We start from the raw sequence: 18,276 nt of genomic DNA, 5'->3' as shown, positions 1-18,276 counted from the left end.
TTGGGGTTCCCGGTGGGCGCAGGGCCGACAGCTAAAAGCCGTCAATCCCCGCATCACGTAACGTTTCACTCAAGGCCAGAACCTGCGGATCGCGGAAAAATGCGTTGAGTTGCGCCGCGCGTCCTGGCCCGATATCGGCCTCGGCCCGCCATTGTTCGATGTCTCGCTGCGCCAGTACCTGCCATGAATCGCCGAGATGCGCCTGGCCTGTCGGCGGCAATCCCAGGGCTTTGAGCCAGTGCGCGAACGGGCGTTGCCGGGCTCGGTTGAAGCTGTCTGCAAGGCGAGCCGCGCTGCGCTCGCCGAAACCGTCAATGGTAGCAAGCTCTTGGGCGTCGAGGGTCAACCAATCCAGCAGACTGTTCAGGCGACCTGTTGCAAGAAGTTTTTCCCAGGTACCCGGACCCACATTGGGCAGCGCCAGACCCTGTTTGCTGCTGAGCCAGGTCAGGCGCGCGAGAAACTGGCTCTCGCAGCCCGGAGTCGGTTGCCAGCAACTCAATAAATGGAAGTCTGCTGCCAGCGGCACGTTCAATTCGGCGCGCTCGCTGCTGCGTAATACAACGCTATCGAGCCTGGGAATGGTCAGCCCGGCCAGGCTGATGGCGACCTGATCACCCGGACGGATGTCCAGCGCCTGCCAGCGCTGCAACGAACCGACGCTGACGTGTTTGATCTGCCGGTCATCGAGCTTTATCGGGGTCAGTTCAAGTACCGGAGTGATTCGCCCGGTCCGGCCGATCCTGAAATGAACCTTGCGGACATTGGCCAGTGCCTGGGCGAAGGGGTATTTCCAGGCGATGGCCCAGTAGGGTGACCTGGCCTGCCAGCGTTCGGCGGCTGGGCGCTGGTTCTGGCGCAGGACCACGCCGTCGCTGGCAAAGGGCAGGGCGGAGTTATACCAGTGTTCGCGCCAGCGTTCGGCATCGACGACGGAGGCGATTGGCTGGCTGTATGCCGTGGTACTCGGGAAGCCCAGCGCAGTCAGCGCCACGGCACGCGCGGGCACGCTCGCCGGCCCTTGGGGCCAGTCCCAGACAAACAAGTCGATGTTGGTGGCCTGTTCGGTGCTCAAGATCTTGCGCGCCATCAGGCCGGCTACCGAGCCACGAGCATTGAGGCTACCGGCCCGGGCCTGCACATGATCGGTCAGTCGCCAATACAGTTCGCCTTGCACGATCAAGTCCCGGGCCTGCGATAGCCGTTGCGGGATGGCCGGAATCTGCCGCGCAGGAACCGTCCAGTCCTGACCGCTCTCGCCGTCGCCGCGGCTGATTGCCTGGGCCAACAGACCGTTGCGGTAAACCAGGGTCACCGCCACACCATCGATTTTAGGCTGGACCCAGACGTCCACCCGGTCACGCAGCCATTTTTCCACGGCGGGCCGATCGTGCAGTTTGTCCAGGCCGGTGTGGACGATGGGGTGGGGCAGCGTGCCACGCGCAGTGCGCAAGGGGTCTGCGGACGGGCTCAGATTGAAGCAGTGGCGCCATTGGGTGAGTCGCGCGCGGGACTGGTCGTAGAGTTCATCGGCAACCAGTGAGCGTCCCTGACGGTGATAGCTGTCGTCCCAGAGGTCGATTTGTTGTTGCAGTTTGCCGACTTCGTTCTGGGCGCGTTCGGATGACCAGTCCGGGCACTCGGTGGCGTTGGCGGTCAGGTGGGCAAAGGTCAGTAGAACGGCGAAAAACAGGCGCAGGTCGGGAAGCATCTTGAGCGTCCTTGCTCGGTGAGGTGCGTGAAGGCTAGGTCAGTATCAGTTGGCGTAGCGGGTGGGGTTTTTACCGAGTGTTTCTGGTGACTGGGCGGGCCTCTTCGCGAGCAGGCTCGCTCCCACAGGGATTTGCGTTTGCCCACAGGTATCAGTCACGCCAAAGATCAACTGTGGGAGCGAGCCTGCTCGCGATTGCGGCTACGCGGTCTCAAGCAAGGCAATAAAAAGCCCCGCAAGGCGCGAACCGTGCGGGGCTTCGGGTGTTGCGGGGAAGTCTTACAGGCCAGCAGCAGAACGCAGAGCGTCGGCGCGGTCGGTTTTTTCCCAGGTGAACGTGGTGAAGGTGTCGTCACCCACGGTCTTGGTTGCCGGGGTGCGACCGAAGTGGCCGTACGCTGCGGTTTCCTGATACATCGGGTGCAGCAGGTCGAGCATGGTGGTGATTGCATATGGACGCAGGTCGAACACTTCGCGGACCAGTTTGACGATCTTGTCATCGCTGATCTTGCCGGTGCCGAAGGTGTTCAGCGAGATCGACGTCGGCTGGGCAACGCCGATGGCGTAGGACACCTGAATCTCGCAGCGCTCGGCCAGGCCGGCAGCGACGATGTTCTTGGCCACGTAACGACCGGCGTAGGCCGCCGAACGGTCAACCTTCGATGGATCCTTGCCGGAGAACGCGCCACCGCCGTGACGGGCCATGCCGCCGTAGCTGTCGACGATGATCTTGCGACCGGTCAGACCGCAGTCACCCACCGGGCCGCCGATGATGAACTGGCCGGTCGGGTTGATGTGGAACTGGGTGTCCTTGCTCAGCAGTTCGGCAGGCAGCACGTGCTTGACGATCAGCTCCATCACGCCTTCGCGCAGGTCGTTGTACGACACTTCAGGGTTGTGCTGGGTCGACAGAACGACGGCGTCGATACCGACAACCTTGCCGTTTTCGTAACGGCAGGTCACTTGCGACTTGGCGTCCGGACGCAGCCAAGGCAGCAGGCCGGATTTACGGGCTTCGGCTTGCCTTTGTACAAGCTGGTGCGAGAAAGTGATCGGTGCAGGCATCAGCACGTCGGTTTCATTGCTGGCGTAGCCGAACATCAGGCCCTGGTCGCCGGCGCCCTGATCTTCAGGCTTGGCACGGTCGACACCCTGGTTGATGTCAGGGGACTGCTTGCCGATGATGTTCATCACGCCGCAGGTCGCGCCGTCGAAGCCGACGTCGGAGCTGGTGTAGCCGATGTTGGTGATCACGTCACGAACGATCTGCTCCAGATCAACCCAGGCGGAAGTGGTGACTTCGCCGGCGATGATCGCCACGCCCGTTTTCACCAGAGTCTCGCACGCCACACGGGCGAACTTGTCTTCAGCAATGATGGCGTCCAGCACCGCATCAGAAATCTGGTCGGCGATTTTGTCCGGATGCCCTTCAGACACGGACTCGGAGGTGAAAAGGGAGTATTCGCTCATCTCGATGTTTTCCTGAAATTACCGATGGTGAGTGTCGCCAGCCGGCCGCTGAAAATGGCGGACCTGGATCTGGAAACCATTACGTAAGCCTACATAGAGGCTTTCCCCGGGAACGAGTCCCGCAGCGGTGGCCCAACGGGCCAGATCGTCCTGTTCAAACCCCAACCAGAGATCACCGCAGGCCTCCTTGGCCCAACTCTGGTTGTGGCTACATAACTCTGTCACTAGCAGGCTACCGCCTGATTGCAGCAAATTGGCCATGTGCTTGAGCGCATCGGCCGGCGCGGCAAAATGGTGCAGCACCATGTTCAGTACCACGCAATCGGCCTTGAGGCTGACGCCGTTCAATGCATCGGCCAGTTGCAGGCTAACGTTAGTCAGCTTGTCGCGTTCGCAGACCTGGCGCGCCAGTTCGAGCATTGCGCTGCTGTTATCCAGCGCCGTGACCTGCGCGAAGCGGCGCGCCAGTTCTGGCAGGAATGCGCCATCGCCGGGGCCGACTTCAATGGCCGTGGCGTCTTTGTCGAAGCTCAGCTTGTCGAGCAGGGCCACCACGCTTTCGCGGTATTGCGGCAGGCCGGCGATCAAGTCTTGCTGGGCGCGAAACTTCTCCGCAACCCGTGAGAAAAAGTCCTGGCTGGCGGCCGCCCGTTGCCCATGGACCTGGGCGATACGCGACTGTACGTCGGCCGGTAGCGTCAGGTTGTCCACTTCTTCGAGCAGGGCTGCGTGCAATTTGCCGCCCAGCAGTTCGGTGTGGGGCAGGGCGCGACGGTAGAAAATCGCATTGCCTTCGCGGCGCGTCGCCACCAGGTCGGCCTGGGCCAGTACCTTGAGGTGGTGGCTCATGCCTGACTGGCCGATACCGAAGATCTGCGCCAGCTCCAGCACACCGAACGAATCGTTGGCCAGTGCGCGCAAAACATTCAAACGCAGGGGATCGCCACCAGCCTTGCACAAGGCCGCCAGCTCATCGCAATCGTCATGTTGAATGGAGGGCACGCGTAAATTCATAAGGCCGGCAGTCTAGTCACGAGCCGAAAGCATCGCAAGAGCAATATCAAAAAGTTTTGATATTGCTCGATAGGTGGCACTTCTTGACGTTAGGTTCAGTCAACAAAGCCAGAGCAGAAAGGTTTCATCACGTTAATACGTCGTTATCCATTGGAAAAACGCCTCCAGATGACTATCTGTCATTGCCCCGAGGCGGCCCGGTGAGGGAAAATGCTCGCCTTTTTTCCGATTCGTTTTATTCAAGCCCCCAGGAGAACAGCGATGCCTAGCCGTCGTGAGCGTGCCAACGCCATTCGTGCCCTCAGCATGGATGCCGTGCAAAAAGCCAACAGCGGCCATCCCGGTGCCCCGATGGGTATGGCGGATATCGCCGAGGTACTTTGGCGCGACTACCTCAAGCACAACCCGAGCAATCCATCGTTCGCCGACCGTGACCGCTTCGTGCTGTCCAACGGCCATGGCTCGATGCTGATCTACTCGCTGCTGCACCTGACCGGCTACGACCTGTCGATCGACGACCTGAAGCAGTTCCGTCAACTGCACAGCCGCACCCCGGGCCACCCGGAACTCGGCTACACCCCGGGCGTAGAAACCACCACCGGCCCACTGGGCCAAGGCCTGGCCAACGCCGTGGGTTTTGCCCTGGCTGAAAAAGTCATGGCAGCGCAGTTCAACCGTCCTGGCCACAACATTGTCGACCACCACACCTATGTGTTCCTGGGTGATGGCTGCATGATGGAAGGCATTTCCCACGAAGTCGCTTCCCTGGCCGGTACCCTGGGCCTGGGCAAGCTGATCGCCTTCTACGATGACAACGGCATCTCCATCGATGGCGAAGTCGAAGGCTGGTTCACCGACGACACGCCGAAGCGTTTTGAGTCCTACAACTGGCAAGTGATCCGCAACGTCGACGGTCACGACCCGGAAGAGATCAAGACGGCGATCGACACTGCGCGCAAAAGCGATCAGCCAACCCTGATCTGCTGCAAGACCACCATCGGCTTCGGTTCGCCGAACAAGCAAGGCAAGGAAGATTGCCACGGCGCCCCACTGGGTGACGCGGAAATCGCCCTGACCCGTGCAGCGCTGAAATGGAATCACGGCCCGTTCGAAATCCCGGCCGATATCTACGCCGAGTGGGACGCCAAGGAAGCAGGTAAAGCCGTGGAAGCCGAGTGGGACCAGCGTTTCGCTGCCTACTCCGCAGCATTCCCTGCCGAAGCCAGCGAACTGGTACGTCGTCTGAGCGGCGACCTGCCGGCTGACTTCTCGGAAAAAGCCTCGGCCTACATCGCCGAAGTGGCCGCCAAGGGCGAAACCATCGCCAGCCGTAAAGCCAGCCAGAATGCCCTGAACGCGTTCGGCCCGTTGCTGCCTGAGTTCCTCGGCGGTTCGGCTGACCTGGCCGGTTCCAACCTGACCCTGTGGAAAGGCTGCAAAGGCGTCACCGCCGAAGACGCCAGCGGCAACTACATGTACTACGGCGTGCGCGAGTTCGGCATGACCGCGATCATGAACGGCGTCGCCCTGCACGGCGGCCTGGTGCCTTACGGCGCGACCTTCCTGATGTTCATGGAATACGCTCGCAACGCAGTGCGCATGTCGGCCCTGATGAAGCAGCGGGTGATCCACGTCTACACCCACGACTCCATCGGTCTGGGCGAAGACGGCCCGACTCACCAGCCAATCGAGCAACTGGCCAGCCTGCGCTGCACGCCGAACCTCGATACCTGGCGCCCAGCCGACGCCGTTGAATCGGCGGTGAGCTGGAAGTACGCGCTGGAGCGCAAGGACGGTCCTTCGGCCCTGATCTTCTCCCGTCAAAACCTGCAGCACCAAACCCGCGACGCCGGCCAGATCGCCGACATCAGCCGTGGTGGCTATGTGCTCAAGGACTGTGCGGGCGAGCCTGAGCTGATCCTGATTGCCACTGGTTCCGAAGTTGGTCTGGCTGTTCAGGCCTTCGACAAACTGACCGAGCAGGGCCGCAAGGTTCGCGTGGTTTCCATGCCGTGCACCAGCGTGTTCGATGCCCAGGAAGCCGGCTACAAGCAATCGGTCCTGCCGTTGCAGGTCAGCGCCCGTATCGCCATCGAGGCTTCCCATGCGGACTACTGGTACAAGTACGTGGGCCTGGAAGGTCGCGTGATCGGCATGACCACCTACGGCGAGTCGGCGCCTGCGCCGGCCTTGTTCGAAGAGTTCGGCTTCACCCTGGAAAACATCCTGGGTCAGGCTGAAGAGCTGCTGGAAGACTGATCCCGAAAAGATGTCGACTGGACTGACGTCTTCGCGAGCAAGCCCGCTCCCACATGGGGTCAATGTTGTGAGCACTATTTGTGTCTCACAACAAATCCCCTGTGGGAGCGGGCTTGCTCGCGAAAGCGATGGTCCAGGCGCCATCGCACTAACGGATTCACCACGGTAATCGAGAACCCCATGCCTCAACCGCGTCCTTACAAAGTTGCACTCAACGGCTACGGCCGGATTGGTCGTTGCGTCTTGCGTGCGTTGTTCGAGCGAGGCGACAAGGCCGGGTTCGAGATTGTCGCGATCAACGATCTGGCGGACATGGCCAGCATCGAATACCTGACACGCTTCGACTCCACCCATGGCCGGTTCCCCGGCGAAGTGAAGGTCGACGGCGATTGTCTGCATATCAATGGCGACTGCGTGAAGGTCCTGCGCAGTGCCACCCCCGAAGGCATCGATTGGGCGTCCCTGGGCGTCGATCTGGTGCTGGAGTGCTCCGGCGCTTACCACACCCGCGAAGATGGCCAGCGTTTCCTCGACGCCGGCGCCCCGCGTGTGCTGTTTTCCCAGCCGATGGCCAGCGAGACGGACGTCGACGCGACCATCGTCTATGGCGTGAACCAGGATTGCCTGACCGGCGACGAGTTGCTGGTGTCCAACGCGTCCTGCACCACCAACTGCGGCGTGCCGCTGTTGCGCCTGCTGAATCAGGCCATTGGCCTGGACTACGTGTCGATCACCACCATTCACTCGGCGATGAACGATCAGCCGGTCATCGATGCCTATCACCACGAAGACCTGCGCCGCACCCGTTCGGCGTTCCAGTCGGTGATTCCGGTGTCCACCGGTCTGGCGCGTGGTATCGAACGCCTGCTGCCGGAACTTGCCGGACGAATTCAGGCCAAAGCCGTGAGGGTGCCGACGGTCAACGTGTCCTGCCTCGATATCACGATGCAGACCGCCACCGCGACCGACGCCACCGAGGTCAACCGTATCCTGCGCGAAGCCGCCACCAGCGGCCCGCTCAAAGGCCTGCTGGCCTACACCGAGCTACCCCACGCAAGCTGTGATTTCAACCATGACCCACATTCGGCCATCGTCGATGCCAGTCAGACCCGCGTTTCCGGCCCACGGCTGGTGAACATCCTGGCCTGGTTCGACAACGAATGGGGTTTTGCCAACCGAATGCTGGACGTTGCAGAACACTATCTGCAAACAGCAATTTCAAAAAAACCGTAGGAAGTGCGACCCATGACCGTGTTGAAGATGTCCGACCTCGATCTGCAAGGTAAGCGCGTATTGATCCGCGAAGACCTCAACGTCCCAGTCAAGGACGGTGTTGTCACCAGCGATGCGCGTATCCTGGCCTCGCTGCCGACCATCAAGCTGGCCCTGGAAAAAGGCGCGGCCGTGATGGTCTGCTCGCACCTTGGCCGTCCGACCGAAGGCGAGTTCTCGGCCGAGAACAGCCTCAAGCCAGTCGCTGACTACTTGAGCCGTGCTCTGGGGCGTGAAGTGCCGCTGGTGGCCGATTACCTGGGCGGTGTTGACGTGAAAGCGGGCGACATCGTGCTGTTCGAAAACGTGCGCTTCAACAAAGGCGAGAAAAAGAACGCCGACGAACTGGCCCAGCAATACGCCGCCCTGTGCGACGTGTTCGTGATGGACGCCTTCGGCACCGCTCACCGTGCCGAGGGTTCGACCCACGGCGTGGCCAAGTTCGCCAAAGTCGCTGCTGCCGGCCCGCTGCTGGCCGCTGAACTGGACGCACTGGGCAAAGCCCTGGGCGCCCCGGCCCAGCCAATGGCGGCCATCGTCGCCGGCTCCAAGGTGTCGACCAAACTCGACGTGCTGAACAGCCTGAGCCAGATCTGCAACCAGTTGATCGTTGGCGGCGGCATTGCCAACACCTTCCTGGCCGCTGCCGGTCACCCGGTCGGCAAGTCGCTGTACGAGCCGGACCTGCTCGACACTGCTCGCGCCATCGCCGCCAAGGTCAGCGTACCGCTGCCAGTGGACGTGGTGGTTGCCAAGGAGTTCGCTGAAAGCGCCGCTGCGACCGTCAAGCTGATCGCTGACGTTGCTGCCGACGACATGATCCTGGACATCGGTCCGCAGACCGCGGCGAATTTCGCCGAGCTGCTGAAGTCGTCGCAAACCATCCTGTGGAACGGTCCGGTCGGCGTGTTCGAATTCGATCAGTTCGGTAACGGCACCAAAGTCCTGGCCCAGGCCATCGCGGACAGCGCGGCGTTCTCCATCGCTGGCGGCGGCGACACCCTGGCGGCCATCGACAAATATGGCGTTGCCGAGCAGATCTCCTACATTTCTACCGGCGGTGGCGCGTTCCTCGAATTCGTCGAAGGCAAAGTGCTGCCAGCCGTTGAAGTCCTGGAAAGCCGGGCCAAGGCCTGAGGGCTGCCCGTTTGACCAGGCAGGGAGTGTTGAAATGGTCAAGACGCTAGCGCTATTGATCGTCGCGGGTTCACTGACGGCTTGCGGGAGTAACCCGAAAGCCACGCCGGAACCTGCGCCGTCTGCGCCACAGAGCGGTTGCTACCAGGCCGACTGGCAGGCGGAAACCAATCCGGTGCTCAACAAGCGCGCAGGTCCCGAGGGCCTGGACAAATACGAGACCCAGGCACCCGCCAAGGAACATGGCTGTCCTTGACGGGTCTGACTCTTTACTCAGGGCTGGCGGCGTGCGCCGTCAGTCGAGGGGCACGGATGAAAGGTTTTATCGCAGTTGCGGCATTGGCGTTGTTGGCGGGTTGTGCTCAGTTGAACCTGTTCCAGTCGTCCGCGCCTGTGGATAACTGGACCACCTGGACCTGCGACAGCCAGGCCAAAGTGCTGTGGCGCTACACCGACGACAGCCTTAGGGAAGTCGACGTGCGCCTGGGCGGTGCCGATCAGGTCTACCGCTTGAAGCAGGAACCGGGTGCATCGGGTTCGCTGTACAGCAATGACATGCTGGCGTTTCACATAAAAGGTGAGGAAGGCCTGGTTTACTGGGTCGCCACCAATGATTTGATTGGCCGTGGTTGTCACCTGTAGGAGCGAGCTTGCTCGCGATGGTCGTTAACGATGACGCTGGGTGCCTGAATGCCCGCGTTGTCTGGGCCACCATCGCGAGCAAGCTCGCTCCCACAGAGGGACCGACGTTTTAGAGTTGATGCAACACCGAATCCGCAGCCCGGGCCAACCCCCGATCTGCAAAAACTTGAATAGCCGCCGCCGCTACGGCAGGCTGGCACGATTAACGACCCTCAACCGGGAGAGATATACACAATGGCACTTATCAGCATGCGCCAGATGCTGGACCACGCAGCCGAGTTCGGCTACGGCGTTCCAGCCTTCAACGTCAACAACCTTGAGCAGATGCGCGCCATCATGGAAGCCGCTGACAAGACTGACTCCCCGGTGATCGTCCAGGCTTCGGCCGGTGCTCGCAAATACGCCGGCGCACCGTTCCTGCGTCACCTGATCCTGGCAGCCATCGAAGAGTTCCCGCACATCCCGGTGTGCATGCACCAGGACCACGGCACCAGCCCTGACGTCTGCCAACGCTCCATCCAACTGGGCTTCAGCTCGGTGATGATGGACGGCTCCCTGGGCGAAGACGGCAAGACCCCGACCGACTACGACTACAACGTGCGTGTTACCCAACAAACCGTGGCCATGGCTCACGCCTGCGGCGTTTCGGTAGAAGGCGAGCTGGGCTGTCTGGGTTCGCTGGAAACCGGCATGGCCGGTGAAGAAGACGGCATCGGCGCCGAAGGCGTTCTGGATCACAGCCAGATGCTGACCGACCCGGAAGAAGCCGCTGACTTCGTAAAACGCACTCAGGTGGATGCCCTGGCCATCGCCATCGGTACCAGCCACGGCGCGTACAAGTTCACCAAGCCGCCTACCGGCGACGTGCTGGCCATCGACCGCATCAAGGAAATCCACAAGCGCATTCCGAACACTCACCTGGTGATGCACGGTTCGTCTTCGGTTCCGCAAGAGTGGCTGGCGATCATCAACCAGTACGGCGGCGACATCAAGGAAACCTACGGCGTACCGGTTGAAGAAATCGTCGAAGGCATCAAGCACGGCGTGCGCAAGGTCAACATCGACACCGACCTGCGTCTGGCATCCACTGGCGCAATGCGTCGCCTGATGGCTACCAACCCGAGCGAGTTCGACCCGCGTAAATTCTTTGGCGCGACCGTCACTGCCATGCGCGACGTGTGTATCGCTCGCTACGAAGCCTTCGGCACTGCCGGCAATGCTTCGAAGATCAAGGCGATCTCGTTGGAAGGGATGTACCAGCGTTACCTGAAGGGTGAGTTGAACGCCAAGGTCAACTAAGTTTTCAGCGCGTTAATGTTGAATTAAAAAGCCCGCAGCGATGCGGGTTTTTTATTGGTGCGCCAGGCATGGCGCGTTGCGCGAAGCGCAACCAGCTTGGCTGTGGTGGCCTCGCTGGTGACTTGGAGGTGTAAGTCCTCTACACACCCGGCAAGGGGAAGTGTTAGCCAGAGGCAAGGGTGTCGCGGGCGACTGCGAATCTGAAGGAAGCCCGAGGCAAAATGCTGGCCTGACGAACAGGAAGCGGATAGAGGCGGCGCAGCGGGGTAAGAAGGCCAATATCTTCAAAGCCCAATACTTGCACGGAACGCTGTGACGTAGATCCGACAGGCATAAGCAGGAAGGTCGCGCGAATTACCCTGGGAGATCTGTGGGTTTGCCACTGTGCTACCGAGCGTCGAGAGGCGACGGGATGAGCCCACAGAAGTCAGCTGAGGCCGTAGTAAGTGGCGGATTACCGCGTCACCAAGGGCCGAACAGGTTATGCCGCCAGTAGGCGTCAGAGTCTCGTCGAATGTTGAAACGCAGAATATTCTCCAAGAGAAAACTGTTACCCCAGGTCCTGGACGGTATCCGAGGATGAAGGCTGACAGGGCGCAAACATCGACGGCGTCTGTGGCGTGGACGAACGCGGAGCCGGACACGCTGATGGTGCGGGTGCTTGCACCCGCCAACCTCAAGCGTGCGTATCAACGCGTGGTCAGCAACAAGGGCGCACCGGGTGCCGATGGCATGACGGTCGACCAGCTGGCGGGCTACGTGAAACAGTATTGGCCGATCCTCAAGACTCGGCTGTTGGCCGGCGAATACCACCCGCAAGGTGTACGCGCCGTCGATATCCCCAAACCCAAAGGCGGTACAAGACAGCTGGGTATCCCCAGCGTCGTGGATCGCCTGATCCAGCAGGCGCTGCTGCAACAGCTCACGCCAATCTTCGATCCGCTGTTTTCGGACTACAGCTACGGCTTTCGTCCGGGCAGAAGCGCTCATCAAGCCATCGAAACCGCCCGCGCCCATGTGGCGGCGGGCCACCGCTGGTGCGTGGAACTCGATCTGGAGAAGTTCTTTGATCGGGTCAACCACGATGTATTGATGGCCTACATCGAGCGTCAAATCGAAGATAAACGTGTGCTTATGCTGATCCGTCGTTATCTCGAGGCGGGAATGATGTCGGGCGGGATCGCCAGCCGACGGCAGGAAGGGACGCCGCAAGGCGGCCCGCTCTCACCGTTGTTGTCGAACATCCTGCTCAATGAACTCGACCGCGAACTGGAACGGCGGGGCCATCGTTTTGTACGCTATGCCGACGACGCCAACATTTATGTGCGCAGTCGTCGTGCTGGCGAGCGAGTGCTGGTCAGGGTTGAGCGCTTCCTGAATCAACGCCTGAAACTGACGTTGAATCAAGAAAAGAGCCGAGTAGCACGGCCGTGGGCGTGTGATTACTTGGGTTACGGGATGAGCCTGCATAAACAGCCGAGGCTGAAAGTAGCTACGATGAGCCTGAATCGCTTGCGCGATCGGCTCAGAGAACTGCTGCGCGGAGCGCGGGGCCACAAGATGGCAAGCGTCATTGAACGGATTAACCCGGTGCTACGTGGTTGGGCGGGTTACTTCAAGCTCAGCCAGAGCAACCGCCCCCTTGAGGAGTTGGATGGCTGGATGCGCCGTAAACTTCGCTGTGTCATTTGGCGTCAATGGAAGCAGCGCCCAACGAGGGCGCGCAACCTGATACGTCTGGGGATCAGCGAAGCACGCGCCTGCAAATCAGCGTTCAACGGGCGCGGGCCATGGTGGAATTCGGGAGCGTCACATATGAATCACGCGCTGCCGAAGAAGCTGTGGGACAGCCTGGGGCTGGTCCCAATACTGGATACGATAAAACGGCTTAACCGCATAACCTGAACCGCCGTATACGGACCCGTACGTACGGTGGTGTGAGAGGACGGCGGCTGTGAAGCCGCCTCCTACTCGATTCTGTAATATTTATTATTGTGAGAAATAAGGCGTTTGAGAGTTCTTTGTGGTTCGGGTTTCTGTAGGAAAAATAGAGTGTGTGCGAAGTGTTATTCTTTATTTTTGTTGCTTGGTTGATTGCTGTGGGGTTTTGATATTTAAATTAATTCGTACGTGAGTCGTGCATAACTTCATGGATGAAAGGAGATGCTGATGTTATTAAGTAAAATATTAAGGTGTTTCTGTAGCAGTGTTTTTCTGCTGATTTTGCCGAGCATGGGCTCAGCTGCATCGGAGGATGGCATTTTTACTGCTTCGATCGATAGCCGGGGTAAGGTACTGGCAAAATCATCAGAATGGATTTCTGCTGTAAAGGTCGATCCTCGTACAGGATATTATTCCATTTATAAGGTCGTTTTCAAAACAGGGGTTTTTAAAAGTGCTCCGGCATTTTGTGCTGTCTCTGTAACGGATGTTGATACATTTGATGATATTTTTTATGCTCATGCAAAGTTGGCCGGTACGCCAAGTTCTGGCGGCGTAAAAGTTATTACTCATTTGGTTGGTAGTGCGGAGAAGGATTATGACCCTTCGAAGAGTTTTATGTTGATGTGTATGAGGTGATTTTACGCGTTGCCAATGAGCTAAGTTGACTTGAAAAACCGTCGTGGACGGTTTTTCTTTTTGGAAGTCAAATGTAGCGGAGGCGCTCAAGGGCCTACTGGTTGTGATCGATATCCAGCTTGCTGAAGGTCACTTTGCCGCCTTCAGTGGTGTACCCGGTGTTGTCCTGCACATACACCCCGGCCTTGAAGTACAGCGGTTTGTCGCGCCAGGTTGTGCTGATTTGCGTATCCCACTGATAACCTGCCGCGCTGATGCCCAAGGCGCCACCGGGGCTGAGGTGAATGAGGTAGTTGAACTCCTGGTCGAGTTTCACCCCCGTCGCAACGGTGATCACCCGCCCTGTATCGTCATCGGGATGCATCCGGACCTTGGCAACGATATTGCCGGTGCCTGTACTGGTTTTGTATTGGTATTCGACCTTCACCATTGGTTTCTGGCTTTGATAGGCATGGATCTGGCCGATGACGATCTTCCCGGAACTCGGCACCTGGTTCACTGCCAGAGTGGCATACAACAAATTGTCGGCCTCCGGGTAATACCAGTTTTTCAACGTGCCGTTGCTGTAGGTTTCACGCAATTCGGTGCGCGGATAAATCGCGTTTTCGGTACGGGAGCCGGTCACGGGCGTCCAGAAAAACAATGTGCCAGTATCTGAATGGAAGTATTGATCCTTGAAGCCATCCACCAGTTTGGCGGTTTCGACGGTGTACGGCGGGCTGCCGACGGGAACGCTGAGGTTCCAGGTTGCGAGATCGATCATGTCGGTTCTTCCACTTGATTGATGCTGCACGGGCGTGCAAGAAGCTCTAGGCCGCGCCTTTGGGGCGGCCTTTATAAGCGTAGCGGGAGATTTTGTTAACGCCCGCCTGACGGGTGGTTGACGTCAACATCCTGTCGAAATGCCATCTTCCCGGTTTTCATGGAGCTGAACCATCGACCGTTAGTCGGTAAAAAGACACAATGATTAGATGGTGGCCTACTGACACCTTCTGCTTTTGCAGAACCGGGTCTAGAGTGATGGCACCGTATTTGTCCGGTTTTCACGAGAAGCCGGCCTGACACCCCGCAATTAGAGAAGCAGCATGGAATGCGCGCAACCCACGCCAGTAGACGGCGGCTCAACCCTTTTAGTCGTCGACGATTACCCTGAGAACCTGATCAGCATGCGCGCGTTGTTACAGCGCCAGGACTGGCGGGTCATTACTGCCGCCTCGGGTTTCGAGGCCCTCGGCTTGTTACTTGAACACGACATCGACCTGGTGCTGCTGGATGTGCAGATGCCGGGCATGGACGGCTATGAAGTGGCGCGCCTGATGCGCGGTAGCCAGCGGACCCGTCTCACGCCGATCATTTTCCTGACCGCCAACGAACAGTCCCGGGACGCCATGATCAAGGGCTATGCCAGTGGTGCGGTGGATTACCTGTTCAAGCCGTTCGACCCGCAGATCTTCACGCCCAGGGTCCAGGTGTTGCTCGAACACCAGCGTAACCGCCGAGCCTTGCAGCGCCTGAGTCATGATCTGGAAGCGGCTCGTGCCTTTAATGCGTCGGTGCTGGATAACGCTGCCGAAGGCATTCTGGTATTGGGGGAGGACGGTCTGATTCGTTTTGCCAATCCGGCGATGTCACGGTTGCTCAATGCCACGGTGCAGGAACTGCAAGGCAAGGAGTTTGTGGACTACCTGCAAAAACCGCATATCCCGATCTGGGCCGATTCCGAGTTGCTGGCCGGATACAAACGCGGCGAAACCCTGCGCCTGCACGATGCCCTGCTACGAACGGCGCCCGGCCAGCAGGTGCCGGTGGCCTTGTCCTGCGCGCCATTGCCCGCCGAGCAACAGGCGATGGTAGTGACCGTGCTGGACATGTCGGTGGTGCGCCATCTGCATCAGCAACTGGAGTTTCAGGCGGTCACCGATCCGCTGACCGGATTGCTCAACCGCCGGGGGCTCTATCAGACAGTAGAGAACCTGCTGTTGCGCGGTGAGCGTTCCGACAGTTCCTGGGTCTTGATGTACCTGGACCTCGACGGCTTCAAGCGAGTCAATGATTCGCTCGGGCACGATGCCGGCGATCGGGTGCTGCGCTGGGTCTGCGAACAGTTGAAGGCTTGCCTGCGGCCCTTCGACATTCTGGCGCGGATGGGCGGCGACGAATTCACTGTGCTGCTGGATCTGGAGTTCCCCGAGCAGGCGGCGAAGATTGCCGAGAAACTCATCGAGCGAGTGTCGATCTGTCAGCAGGTCGATGGCCTCGATATCGTGCTGGGTGCCAGCATTGGCATCGCCACGTTCCCTGATTGTGGCGCCAATCTCGACGGTATGCTGCGGGCGGCCGACATCGCCATGTACGAAGCCAAGCGTGCCGGCCGCCAGCAATATCGCTTCTACGATCATGAAATGAACGGCCGGGCGCGCACGCGGCTGATGCTGGAAGAAAGTGTGCGCACAGCCATCGAGAACCGGGATTTCAATCTGGTGTATCAGCCTCAGGTGGCGATTGCCGACGGGCGGCTTCGTGGCTTCGAGGCCTTGTTGCGCTGGCAGCATCCGAGCGTTGGCGATGTCCCCCCGGGGCTGTTTTTGCCATTGCTGGAGGAGGCGCGGCTGATCAGTCGCCTGGGCAGCTGGATCTACCATCGCAGCATCGGGCAACGCAAAGCCTGGGGGTCTCTGTTTACCGAGGACCTGGTGCTCGGCGTCAGCTTGAGCAGTACGCAGTTCGGCATGCCCAACCTGGTCACCGAGTTGCGCCAGGTGCTGGAGCGCCATGGCTTGCAACCGCGTCATCTGGAAGTCGAGGTCACGGAAGAGGCCTTGATGCACAACCCCGAAAAAACCCGTAAGCAATTGCGCCTGCTGCACAATCTGGGCGTACGAGTGGCATTGGATGACTTCGGGGCCGGACGCTGCTCGCTGTCGCTCTTGCGCGACCTGGAGCTGGATACCCTCAAGATCGACCGCCATTTGATCGCCCGGTTGCCGGAGTCGGTACGGGATGCGGCGCTGGTGCGCAGTGTGATCGACCTGTGCAAACAGTTCGGGATGCTGGTGATTGCCGAAGGGGTTGAAACCGTCGCGCAGTATGAATGGCTGCAAGCCAATGGCTGTGAATATGTGCAAGGCTTTCTGGTGGCCCGGCCGATGATGGCCGAAGACACCGGGGTCTTTGTCCAGCCGTTTGACTGGAGCGCGCTGGCCCGCTGAATTCGCTACACTGGCGACCTTTTAGTGACCTGTATTGCCGCCCCGATGACCGTGTTGAAATATCTCCAGGCTTATCCCGCTACCTTGCAGGATCAGGTGCGCCAGCTGATCGCCGACGGTCGGCTGGGCGATTACCTGAGCCAGCGTTACCCGCAAAAGCACGGGGTGCAGAGCGACAAGGCGCTGTACACCTATGCCCTGGACCTCAAGCAGGAATACCTGCGTAATGCCCCGGCCATCGACAAGGTGCTGTTCGACAACCGCCTGGACCTGACCCACCGTGCCCTTGGCCTGCACACCACGATTTCCCGGGTGCAGGGTGGCAAGCTCAAGTCCAAGAAGGAAATCCGCATCGCGTCGCTGTTCAAGGAAGCGCCTTGCGAGTTCCTGAAAATGATCGTGGTGCATGAGCTGGCGCACTTCAAGGAATCGGACCACAACAAGGCATTCTACAAACTGTGCGAGCACATGCTGCCGGGTTATCACCAGGTGGAATTTGATGTGCGGGTGTACCTGACGTGGCGGGATCTGTAGGAGCTGCCGCAGGCTGCGATCTTTTAAGGAGCATTGGATGGACGTGAGCAAGACCAAGAGCAGCTTCTATCGCCGGTTGTACGTGGCGTACCTGATCGACAGCGGGCTGGCCAGCAGTGTCCCGGCGCTGACCGAGGTCACCGGCATGCCCCGGCGCACGGCGCAGGACACCATCGCGGCGTTGGCGGATCTGGATATCGTTTGTGAGTTCGAGCAGGAAGAGGGCGCGCGCAACCATGCGGGGCGCTATCGGATTCGCGAGTGGGGGGCGATCGATCGCGGGTGGATCGAGCGTAATCTGCGGCAGATCAAGGCGGTGCTGGAGTATCCCTGAGATCTGCATTGCCGGAGCTGACGCCATCGTCGGAACGCCGCCCGGAGCAGGCTCGCTCCCACAGTTGATTTGAGTTGTTAACACAATCCAGTGTGGGAGCGAGCCTGCTCGCGATAGGGCCTTCAGGAACGACGCATGCCAATGTGTGGAATGCCATCCTCGATAAACTCCTCGCCCGTCACGACAAACCCGTACCGCCCGTAATACCCCTGCAAATGCGTCTGGGCCGAGAGGTAGATCGGCGTTTCCGGCCAGCGTTCTTCAATCTGCTTCAACGCCTGGTCCATCAACTCATGTCCAAGCCCGGCGCCTCGTGCGTGTGGAGCAATGATCACCCGACCGATCACTACGTCCCCGCCTTGCAGTTCCGGGTCGAGCAGCCGCAGATAGGCCACCAGTTGATTGCTGTCCCAGGCCATCAAGTGACAAGTGTCACCTTCCAGGTCCTGGCCATCCACGTCTTGATAAGCGCATTGCTGCTCAACGACGAACACTTGCGCACGCAACTGCAAAATGGCGTACAGCTGCTCCTTGCCCAGGTCGCTGTGGTGTTTGCAGATCCAATCGACTGTCATGTTTTGATTCCCTGAAAACGTCGTTCCGATACTAAGCGCACTCACGCCAGAAGTCTTTATGGCGGAAGAATCTGTGACATAGGCCAAAATGCCATCATTCATTTCTCGCGCGGATGTCTTCTTTGTGTAATCTGGATCGAAGCGCTGTGCTGTGGCGTCGATGAGCTAATGTTGAGTACCCGGGTCTTGCCGGTACAGGGACCTTGGGGTTTTGGCTGAAAACACGTCGGGCAACCCGCC

At 59.5% G+C, this 18,276-nt stretch carries 16 protein-coding genes; 11 read left to right on the top strand and 5 right to left on the bottom strand.

Going from position 1 to position 18,276, the window contains the following annotated elements:
- Window positions 1-31: 31 nt before the first annotated feature.
- From ligB to AC3IT9_RS27170, 3 genes are all read right to left on the bottom strand, one after another.
- The gene (gene ligB / locus AC3IT9_RS27180; protein WP_489271404.1) at window positions 32-1,711 is read right to left on the bottom strand and encodes an NAD-dependent DNA ligase LigB; all 1,680 of its coding nucleotides are present in this window, start codon (window positions 1,709-1,711) and stop codon (window positions 32-34) included.
- A 279-nt stretch (window positions 1,712-1,990) separates the two neighbouring features.
- Entirely contained in the window at window positions 1,991-3,181 is a 1,191-nt protein-coding gene (gene metK, locus AC3IT9_RS27175) for a methionine adenosyltransferase (RefSeq protein WP_008050251.1), read from the bottom strand.
- A gap of 18 nt (window positions 3,182-3,199) precedes the next feature.
- Window positions 3,200-4,195 (bottom strand): ArsR/SmtB family transcription factor, encoded by a 996-nt coding sequence (locus AC3IT9_RS27170; protein ID WP_150725093.1) that lies wholly within the window; start codon window positions 4,193-4,195, stop codon window positions 3,200-3,202.
- Window positions 4,196-4,456: 261 nt separating this feature from the next.
- On the opposite strand from AC3IT9_RS27170, the gene tkt reads away from it, so the two are divergent.
- The 8 genes from tkt to AC3IT9_RS27130 all read left to right on the top strand — a co-directional run bounded on the left by tkt (window position 4,457) and on the right by AC3IT9_RS27130 (window position 13,384).
- On the top strand, window positions 4,457-6,454 hold the full coding sequence (gene tkt / locus AC3IT9_RS27165; RefSeq protein WP_150725094.1) for a transketolase: 1,998 nt from the start codon (window positions 4,457-4,459) through the stop codon (window positions 6,452-6,454).
- Between the two features lie 180 nt (window positions 6,455-6,634).
- Window positions 6,635-7,687, top strand: coding sequence for an erythrose-4-phosphate dehydrogenase (gene epd, locus AC3IT9_RS27160; protein ID WP_150725095.1), 1,053 nt, complete (start codon window positions 6,635-6,637; stop codon window positions 7,685-7,687).
- Window positions 7,688-7,699: 12 nt separating this feature from the next.
- The gene (locus AC3IT9_RS27155; protein WP_150755134.1) at window positions 7,700-8,863 is read left to right on the top strand and encodes a phosphoglycerate kinase; all 1,164 of its coding nucleotides are present in this window, start codon (window positions 7,700-7,702) and stop codon (window positions 8,861-8,863) included.
- Window positions 8,864-8,897: 34 nt separating this feature from the next.
- A complete protein-coding gene (locus AC3IT9_RS27150; RefSeq protein WP_489271403.1) occupies window positions 8,898-9,119 on the top strand; it encodes a hypothetical protein in 222 nt (73 codons plus the stop codon).
- Window positions 9,120-9,175: 56 nt separating this feature from the next.
- Window positions 9,176-9,505 (top strand): MliC family protein, encoded by a 330-nt coding sequence (locus AC3IT9_RS27145; protein ID WP_223445441.1) that lies wholly within the window; start codon window positions 9,176-9,178, stop codon window positions 9,503-9,505.
- A 234-nt stretch (window positions 9,506-9,739) separates the two neighbouring features.
- Window positions 9,740-10,804 (top strand): class II fructose-bisphosphate aldolase, encoded by a 1,065-nt coding sequence (fba, locus tag AC3IT9_RS27140; protein WP_007981624.1) that lies wholly within the window; start codon window positions 9,740-9,742, stop codon window positions 10,802-10,804.
- Window positions 10,805-11,287: 483 nt separating this feature from the next.
- Entirely contained in the window at window positions 11,288-12,709 is a 1,422-nt protein-coding gene (gene ltrA, locus AC3IT9_RS27135; protein ID WP_151213490.1) for a group II intron reverse transcriptase/maturase, read from the top strand.
- A 264-nt stretch (window positions 12,710-12,973) separates the two neighbouring features.
- The gene (locus tag AC3IT9_RS27130) at window positions 12,974-13,384 is read left to right on the top strand and encodes a hypothetical protein (RefSeq protein ID WP_489271402.1); all 411 of its coding nucleotides are present in this window, start codon (window positions 12,974-12,976) and stop codon (window positions 13,382-13,384) included.
- A 94-nt stretch (window positions 13,385-13,478) separates the two neighbouring features.
- On the opposite strand, the gene AC3IT9_RS27125 is transcribed toward AC3IT9_RS27130, so the two are convergent.
- The gene (locus tag AC3IT9_RS27125; protein WP_150725100.1) at window positions 13,479-14,147 is read right to left on the bottom strand and encodes a polysaccharide lyase family 7 protein; all 669 of its coding nucleotides are present in this window, start codon (window positions 14,145-14,147) and stop codon (window positions 13,479-13,481) included.
- A gap of 322 nt (window positions 14,148-14,469) precedes the next feature.
- Between AC3IT9_RS27125 and AC3IT9_RS27120 the strand changes: the two genes are divergently transcribed.
- The 3 genes from AC3IT9_RS27120 to AC3IT9_RS27110 are packed head-to-tail and all read left to right on the top strand — an operon-like array spanning window position 14,470 to window position 17,461.
- Window positions 14,470-16,593: a putative bifunctional diguanylate cyclase/phosphodiesterase gene (locus AC3IT9_RS27120; protein WP_423505685.1), complete on the top strand. Its 2,124-nt coding sequence runs from the start codon at window positions 14,470-14,472 to the stop codon at window positions 16,591-16,593.
- A 45-nt stretch (window positions 16,594-16,638) separates the two neighbouring features.
- Window positions 16,639-17,127, top strand: coding sequence for a YgjP-like metallopeptidase domain-containing protein (locus AC3IT9_RS27115; protein WP_102699232.1), 489 nt, complete (start codon window positions 16,639-16,641; stop codon window positions 17,125-17,127).
- A 37-nt stretch (window positions 17,128-17,164) separates the two neighbouring features.
- Window positions 17,165-17,461 carry a winged helix-turn-helix domain-containing protein gene (locus AC3IT9_RS27110; protein WP_007894945.1) on the top strand — a complete coding sequence of 99 codons (297 nt, stop codon included), beginning with the start codon at window positions 17,165-17,167 and terminating at the stop codon, window positions 17,459-17,461.
- A 122-nt stretch (window positions 17,462-17,583) separates the two neighbouring features.
- Here the strand turns inward: AC3IT9_RS27110 and AC3IT9_RS27105 are convergent, their stop codons facing one another.
- Window positions 17,584-18,036 (bottom strand): GNAT family N-acetyltransferase, encoded by a 453-nt coding sequence (locus tag AC3IT9_RS27105; RefSeq protein WP_150759062.1) that lies wholly within the window; start codon window positions 18,034-18,036, stop codon window positions 17,584-17,586.
- Window positions 18,037-18,276: the final 240 nt, after the last annotated feature.

The organism is Pseudomonas sp. KH_046_1 (assembly GCF_057839025.1).
Note: the sequence above shows the minus strand (reverse complement) of the source record. Positions and strands in the feature narration are given on the sequence as shown.